Source organism: Mumia sp. (assembly GCF_028803055.1).
Classification (GTDB): Bacteria; Actinomycetota; Actinomycetes; order Propionibacteriales; family Nocardioidaceae; genus Mumia.
In genome coordinates, this window is the sequence record NZ_JARBCJ010000207.1 from 1 (window position 1) to 5,679 (window position 5,679).

The 5,679-nt window shown below is 70.7% G+C and carries 7 protein-coding genes; 6 read left to right on the plus strand and 1 reads right to left on the minus strand.

The features are described from left to right. Positions 1-156: 156 nt before the first annotated feature. Genes PV363_RS15405 through PV363_RS15430 form a run of 6 tightly spaced genes read left to right on the plus strand, consistent with a single transcriptional unit; the run spans position 157 to position 5,292 of the window. Entirely contained in the window at positions 157-1,251 is a 1,095-nt protein-coding gene (locus PV363_RS15405) for an ABC transporter ATP-binding protein (protein WP_220342340.1), read from the plus strand. Further along, positions 1,248-2,414, plus strand: coding sequence for a spermidine/putrescine ABC transporter substrate-binding protein (locus tag PV363_RS15410; RefSeq protein WP_220364778.1), 1,167 nt, complete (start codon positions 1,248-1,250; stop codon positions 2,412-2,414). The genes PV363_RS15405 and PV363_RS15410 overlap by 4 nt, the downstream gene beginning before the upstream one ends. 5 nt (positions 2,415-2,419) lie before the next feature. Continuing rightward, positions 2,420-3,319 carry an ABC transporter permease gene (locus tag PV363_RS15415; RefSeq protein WP_220342338.1) on the plus strand — a complete coding sequence of 300 codons (900 nt, stop codon included), beginning with the start codon at positions 2,420-2,422 and terminating at the stop codon, positions 3,317-3,319. Beyond that, positions 3,316-4,176, plus strand: coding sequence for an ABC transporter permease (locus PV363_RS15420; protein ID WP_301022787.1), 861 nt, complete (start codon positions 3,316-3,318; stop codon positions 4,174-4,176). The genes PV363_RS15415 and PV363_RS15420 overlap by 4 nt, the downstream gene beginning before the upstream one ends. A gap of 5 nt (positions 4,177-4,181) precedes the next feature. Continuing rightward, complete coding sequence (locus PV363_RS15425; protein ID WP_220342337.1) at positions 4,182-4,526, plus strand: cupin domain-containing protein; 345 nt, start codon at positions 4,182-4,184, stop codon at positions 4,524-4,526. Positions 4,527-4,578: 52 nt separating this feature from the next. Continuing rightward, complete coding sequence (locus tag PV363_RS15430) at positions 4,579-5,292, plus strand: SGNH/GDSL hydrolase family protein (RefSeq protein WP_220342336.1); 714 nt, start codon at positions 4,579-4,581, stop codon at positions 5,290-5,292. 9 nt (positions 5,293-5,301) lie between these two features. Here the strand turns inward: PV363_RS15430 and PV363_RS15435 are convergent. Beyond that, a partial coding sequence (locus tag PV363_RS15435; RefSeq protein ID WP_301022788.1) for an arsenate reductase ArsC occupies positions 5,302-5,679 on the minus strand: 378 nt, incomplete at its 5' end.

Here is a 5,679-nt window from a genome sequence, read left to right on the forward strand (position 1 = left end):
CAACCTCACCCGCTGGTCGCTGGACCGTGCGGACCACCGCGAAGGCCACCGCAACATCTGGCTCCGCGCCCTGGACGCCGCAGGGCTCGGGTTCGACTCCTAGATCGCGGCGGGTTCGACCAGCGGGGGCTGACACGGGAACACGGAAGGGTACGCATGACCACCACCACGGTCTCGCTGAGCGGGATCCGCAAGACGTACGGCACGGTGACCGCCGTCGACGGAGTCGACCTCGACATCGCCGAGGGGGAGTTCCTCTCGCTCCTCGGACCGTCGGGCTGTGGCAAGACGACGCTGCTGCGGGTGATCGGCGGGTTCGAGGAGCCGGACGAGGGTGACGTCCTCCTCTCCGGGACGTCGGTCGTCGGCGTGCCCCCGAACCGGCGCGCGGTCAACACCGTCTTCCAGGCGTACGCACTGTTCCCGCACATGACCGTCGCGGAGAACGTCGCGTACGGCCTGCGCCAGCGGCGGGCGGGCCAGCCGCGCCTCGCCAAGGCCGTGATCGCGGAGCGGGTCCGCGAGGCGCTCGCGCTGGTCCGGATGAGCGACTACGCCGAACGGCGCCCGAAGAAGCTGTCCGGCGGCCAGCAGCAACGTGTCGCGCTCGCCCGCGCGATCGTGAACCGACCCGACGTGCTCCTGCTCGACGAGCCGCTGTCGGCGCTGGACCGCAACCTGCGCGAGCAGATGCAGGTGGAGCTCAAGCTGATCCAGCGCCAGGTCGGCATCACCTTCGTGTTCGTCACCCACGACCAGGCCGAGGCGTTGTCGATGAGCGACCGGATCGTGGTGATGAACGCCGGCCGGATCGAGCAGGTCGGGACGCCGGAGGAGGTGTACGGCGCGCCCGCGACGGCGTTCGTCGCGGGGTTCATCGGCACCCAGAACTTCGCCGACGGCATCGTGAAGGACGGTGCCGTGATCGCCGACGGCGTCACCTTCGTGCCCGAGTCGTCCGCGCTCGACGGCATGGACGACGGCGTCGCGGCACGCGTCGCGGTGCGCGCCGAGGCTGTGACGGTGACGGCCGACGAGCCTGTGGTGGGTGCGCCGAACGTCGTCGCCGGCACGCTCGCCAGCACGTCGTTCCTCGGCGACGTCGTGCAGCACGTCGTGCTCGGCGAGGAAGGCCGGGAGGTGCTGGCGAGGACCCCTGCGTCCACGTCGCCTGCGCTCGCCACCGGGTCGACGGTCTGGGCGACGTGGGAGCCGTCCGCCGTCCACGTGTTCGCGGAAGAGCAGGGATGACCCGCCGACGCCCGCCCGCCACGGTGCGGGTTCTCGCACCGCGCGCCGAGGCGGGGCGGATCAGCAGGCGGGCGCTGCTCGGCGGCTTTGCGGCGATCGGCACCGCGACGCTGCTCGGGTGCAGCGGCAGCCGCACGATGGCGACCACCGCCGTGCCCGACGGAACCCTCGAGGACCGGCTCAACGTCTACTCGTGGGGCGACTACGAGAGCCCGGACAACATCCGCGCGTTCCGCAGCTCGCACGACATCACCGTCCAGGTCGACAGCTTCGCCTCCAACGAGGAGATGATCGCCAAGATCGGCGCGAGCCGGGGGACCAGCGGGTACGACGTCCTCGTCCCGTCGGGCCAGTTCGTCCCGATGATGGTCGCGAACGACCTCCTGTCCCCGCTGGACCACCGTCTGATCCCGAACATCGCGAACCTCGAGACGGCGTTCGTCGACCAACCCTGGGACCCGGGCAACACCCATGCCGTCCCGAAGGCGTGGGGGACGACGGGCTTCGCCTACGACACGACGAAGGTGGACGGCAACCCGACCTCGTGGCGCGATTTCCTCGATCTCGCCGCGGGGCAGGCGAGCGGCTCCGTGTCGCTGCTCGACGACCCGTGGGAGGTCGCCTCGATCTACTTCGGCTCCGAGGGGATCGACCCGAACACGACCGATCCGAAGGCGCTCGACGCGGCGGAGGCGTACCTGACGAGCCGGCTCGCCCCGCACGTACGGGCCTTCAACTCGGCACCGACGCAGAGCGTCGTCCAGAACGAGCTCGCGCTGTTGCAGATGTACAACGGCGACGCCCGGCTCGCCTTCTCCGAGTCCGACGACCCCGACCGGTGGCGCTTCGTCTACCCGACGCCGACCGCGAACCTGTGGGTCGACACCTGGGCGATCGCGCGGGGCGCGCAGCACGTCGACGCCGCGCACGCGTTCATCAACTTCATGCTCGACCCCGAGACCGCGATCGGCGAGGTCGACTGGAACGGCTACCCGACCGGGATCACCGGCCAACGGGACCTCGCCGAGGAGTGGGAGCTGGAGATGCTCGACCTGATCTTCCCGTCGGACGCGGTGGTCTCGCGACTCACGCCGGCCACGCTGAGCGATGCCCAGGACCGTCTCACCGCGATCCTCGAGCACGTCCAGGCGAAGGCGGGATGAGGACGATGTCGCGACTCCGTCCCCGCGCGACGAGCGCCTGGCTGTCGTTCCCCGTGTGGGCGTGGCTGGCGTTCTTCGTGTTCACCCCGCTGGCGCTGGTCGTCTGGTACTCGTTCGGCGAGAAGCCCGACCTCTTCACCGCCGTCTCCATGGACAACCTGTCGTTCGACCGGTACGCCGAGGTCCTCGACGGCGTCTTCATGTCGACGTTCTGGGCAACGCTGAGGATCGCCGCCACCGGCACGCTGCTGTGCCTCCTGGTCGGCGTCCCGTTCGCGTACTGGATGGCCGTCAAGGTCGACCCGCGCTGGCGCCCGCTCCTGCTCGCCCTCGTGCTCGTGCCGTTCTGGACGAACTTCCTGGTCCGGACGCTCGGTTGGCAGATCATCCTGTCGCCGAACGGCATGGCGTCGGACGCACTCCAGTGGCTGGGCATCCTGAGCGGCCCGCTCGACGTCCTCTACACGCGTGGGGCCGTCCAGCTCGGCGTCGTCTACAACTACCTGCCGCTGATGATCCTGCCGCTGTACGTCGTGTTCGAGCGGCTCGACCCGAGCCAGCGGGAGGCGAGCCGCGACCTCGGCGCCGGACGGTGGAGGACCTTCTTCTCCGTCACCGTCCCCGACACGCTGCCGGGGATCGCCTCGGGTTGCCTCCTGGTGTTCATCCCGCTGATGGGCGACTTCCTCACCGCGTCGGTGCTCGGCGGCGCTCGCGGCACGATGATCGGCCAGGTCGTGGCACGCCAGTTCACGTCGGCCCAGAACTGGGCGCTCGGGGCGGCGATGGCCGTCACGCTGATGGTGTTCGTGCTGCTGACGGTGGTGCTTGCCGCCGCGGCCTTCCTGCTCGTACGGGCGGTCATACGACGAGCCCGCCACCTGAACCTGGAGGTGACGCCGTGAGCGCCACTCGTCGCCGTACGGATCCGGTGAACCTCGCGCTCGCGGTGCTCGGCGTGCTGGTCTTCGTGTTCCTCTTCCTGCCGATCCTCGTGATCGTCGTCTACTCGTTCAACACCGGCCGACTCCTCGGCGCCTGGGACAGCTTCGGGTTCGACGCGTACACGCGGGCCTGGGAGAACCCGGTCATCGGCAACGCCGTCCGTACGTCGCTGGTCTCCGGGGTGCTCGCGTCGCTCGTGGCCACCGTGCTCGGGACGGTGGGCGGTGTCGCGCTCGCCCGCGCCCGGTCCGGCGCCCGGTGGGCGGGGCTGCTGACCGCGCTGCTCGCGGTCACGCTGATCACGCCGGAGGTCATCGACGGCATCGCGATCCTGCCGTGGCTCGTGACGCTCGGGACCGACGGCGGGCTCTCGGTCGTCAACAACGGGATGGTGCGGCTCGTCATCGTGCACACCTCGCTCGCGCTCGCCGTGGTCACGTTCATCGTCCGGGCGCGCATGCGGGGGATGGACGAGCAGATCGAGGAGGCGGCGGCCGACCTGTACGCGAACCCGTGGAACAGGTTCCGTCAGGTCACGATGCCGCTGGCCTGGCCCGGCATCTTCGCCGGCGCCCTGATGGCGTTCACGCTGAGCCTCGACAACACGATCGTCGCCTCGTTCATCCAGGTCCCCGGCTACACGCCGTGGCCGGTCTATGTGTTCGGGTCGCTCAAGGTCGGGCTGCGGCCGGAGATCGCCGCGGTGTCGACCGTGATGCTGCTCCTCACACTCGCTGCGCTCGCGGTGGTGTGGGCGGTGCTGCGCCGCTCGGGCGACGACAACGCCGCCGTCGCCTCGACGTTCACGGGCGGGTGAGAGACATGGATCCCGTCGACGACCGCGTCGTCTCCGTCGACGTGCGGACGCACGCGCTCACCGGTGACGCGCTCGACCCGAGCGACGTCGTCGCAGGGGTGCCACAGACGGCCTCGGCCGTACTCGCTGCGCTCGGGGACACCGAGGTCGGGATCTGGGAGATGACTGCCGGCACCGTCCGTGACACCGAGGTCGACGAGGTGTTCGTGGTGCTGTCCGGGGACGCGACCGTACGGTTCGAGGACCGTAGCGCCCTCGAGCTGCGACCCGGAGTCGCCGTACGCCTGCACGCCGGCGATCGCACGGTGTGGGAGGTGCGCGAGCGGCTGCGGAAGGTCTACGTGGCCTGATCTGTTCCGCAGGTTCTCACCGTTCGGCGCCGCGGGGAGTGATCATGGGGTGGTGAGAGCACGTCGCGTCGCCCGACCACGTCTGCTGGACGTCTCCTGGCGGGCGCGTCTGGCCGTGGTTCTGCTCCTCCTGACGATCAGCGCGGCGTTCCTCACCGACCTCGGGCAGAGCCGGGCCGACGCCGTGCGGTGCGAGCGGTTCACGTCGCAGTCCGAGGCACGCCGGGTCGTCGGCGCCCCCGCCGGGAAGCGGGTCGTCGTGATCGGCGACTCCTGGTCCGCCGGGCTCGGTCTGGACGATGCCGGCGACGCCTGGACATCCCGGTTGTCGGGGCAGGTCCACGTCGACGCGTTCTCCGGTTCGGGCTTCAGCCGGTCCGCGAGCCCGTGCGACGGCTCGTGGTTCGCCGCCCGTGCTGCCCGTGCCGTGGCCGGCGGAGCGGATCTGGTGGTGATCGCAGGAGGGCTCAACGACGTCGACCAGACGCCGGAGGCGGTCCGGGCCGGCTTCGAGCGCGTGATGAGGTCCGTGCAGGGTCCGCCCGTGGTCGTGGTCGGGCCCGCCGCCGCGCCGGCCCGCGAACGGGGGGCGCGGCGGGTGGACGCCCAGCTCGCGCTGCTCGCGGGCCGGGCCGGGGCGGCGTACGTCTCGACGGTCGGGCTCGACCTGCCCTACCTCGACGACGGGCTCCACCTGACACCTGCGGGTCATCGAGAGCTCGGCGACTTCGTGGCCGAGAGTCTCGTGGACCTCGGCGTCGACTGACGCCTCCGCTCAGTCGACCGGCTCGAGGCTCTCGACGAGTCGTCGGACCCGGGCACGGATCTCGTCCCGGATCGGGCGGACCTCCTCGAGGGTGCGTCCCGCGGGGTCGTCGAGCACCCAGTCCTCGTACCGGGTGCCGGGATAGACGGGGCACGTGTCGCCGCACCCCATGGTGACGACGACGTCGGCGCGCCGGACGTCGGTCGTCTCGAGGAGCCGCGGCTGGTTCTGGGCGATGTCGATGCCGAGCTCGGCCATGGCTGCCACGGCGACAGGGTTGAGCCGGTCAGCAGGCTCGGAGCCGGCAGACAGCACGGTGACGGACTCGCCGGCGAGGTGCCGGACGAAGCCGGCTGCCATCTGAGAACGGCCCGCGTTGTGGACACA

Excerpts from the sequence above, each read along its gene's own strand:
- PV363_RS15405 (WP_220342340.1), top strand. The coding sequence starts at position 157 with ATGACCACCACCACGGTCTCGCTGAGCGGGATCCGCAAGACGTACGGC.
- PV363_RS15410 (WP_220364778.1), top strand. The coding sequence starts at position 1,248 with ATGACCCGCCGACGCCCGCCCGCCACGGTGCGGGTTCTCGCACCGCGC.
- PV363_RS15415 (WP_220342338.1), top strand. The coding sequence starts at position 2,420 with ATGTCGCGACTCCGTCCCCGCGCGACGAGCGCCTGGCTGTCGTTCCCC.
- PV363_RS15425 (WP_220342337.1), top strand. The coding sequence starts at position 4,182 with ATGGATCCCGTCGACGACCGCGTCGTCTCCGTCGACGTGCGGACGCAC.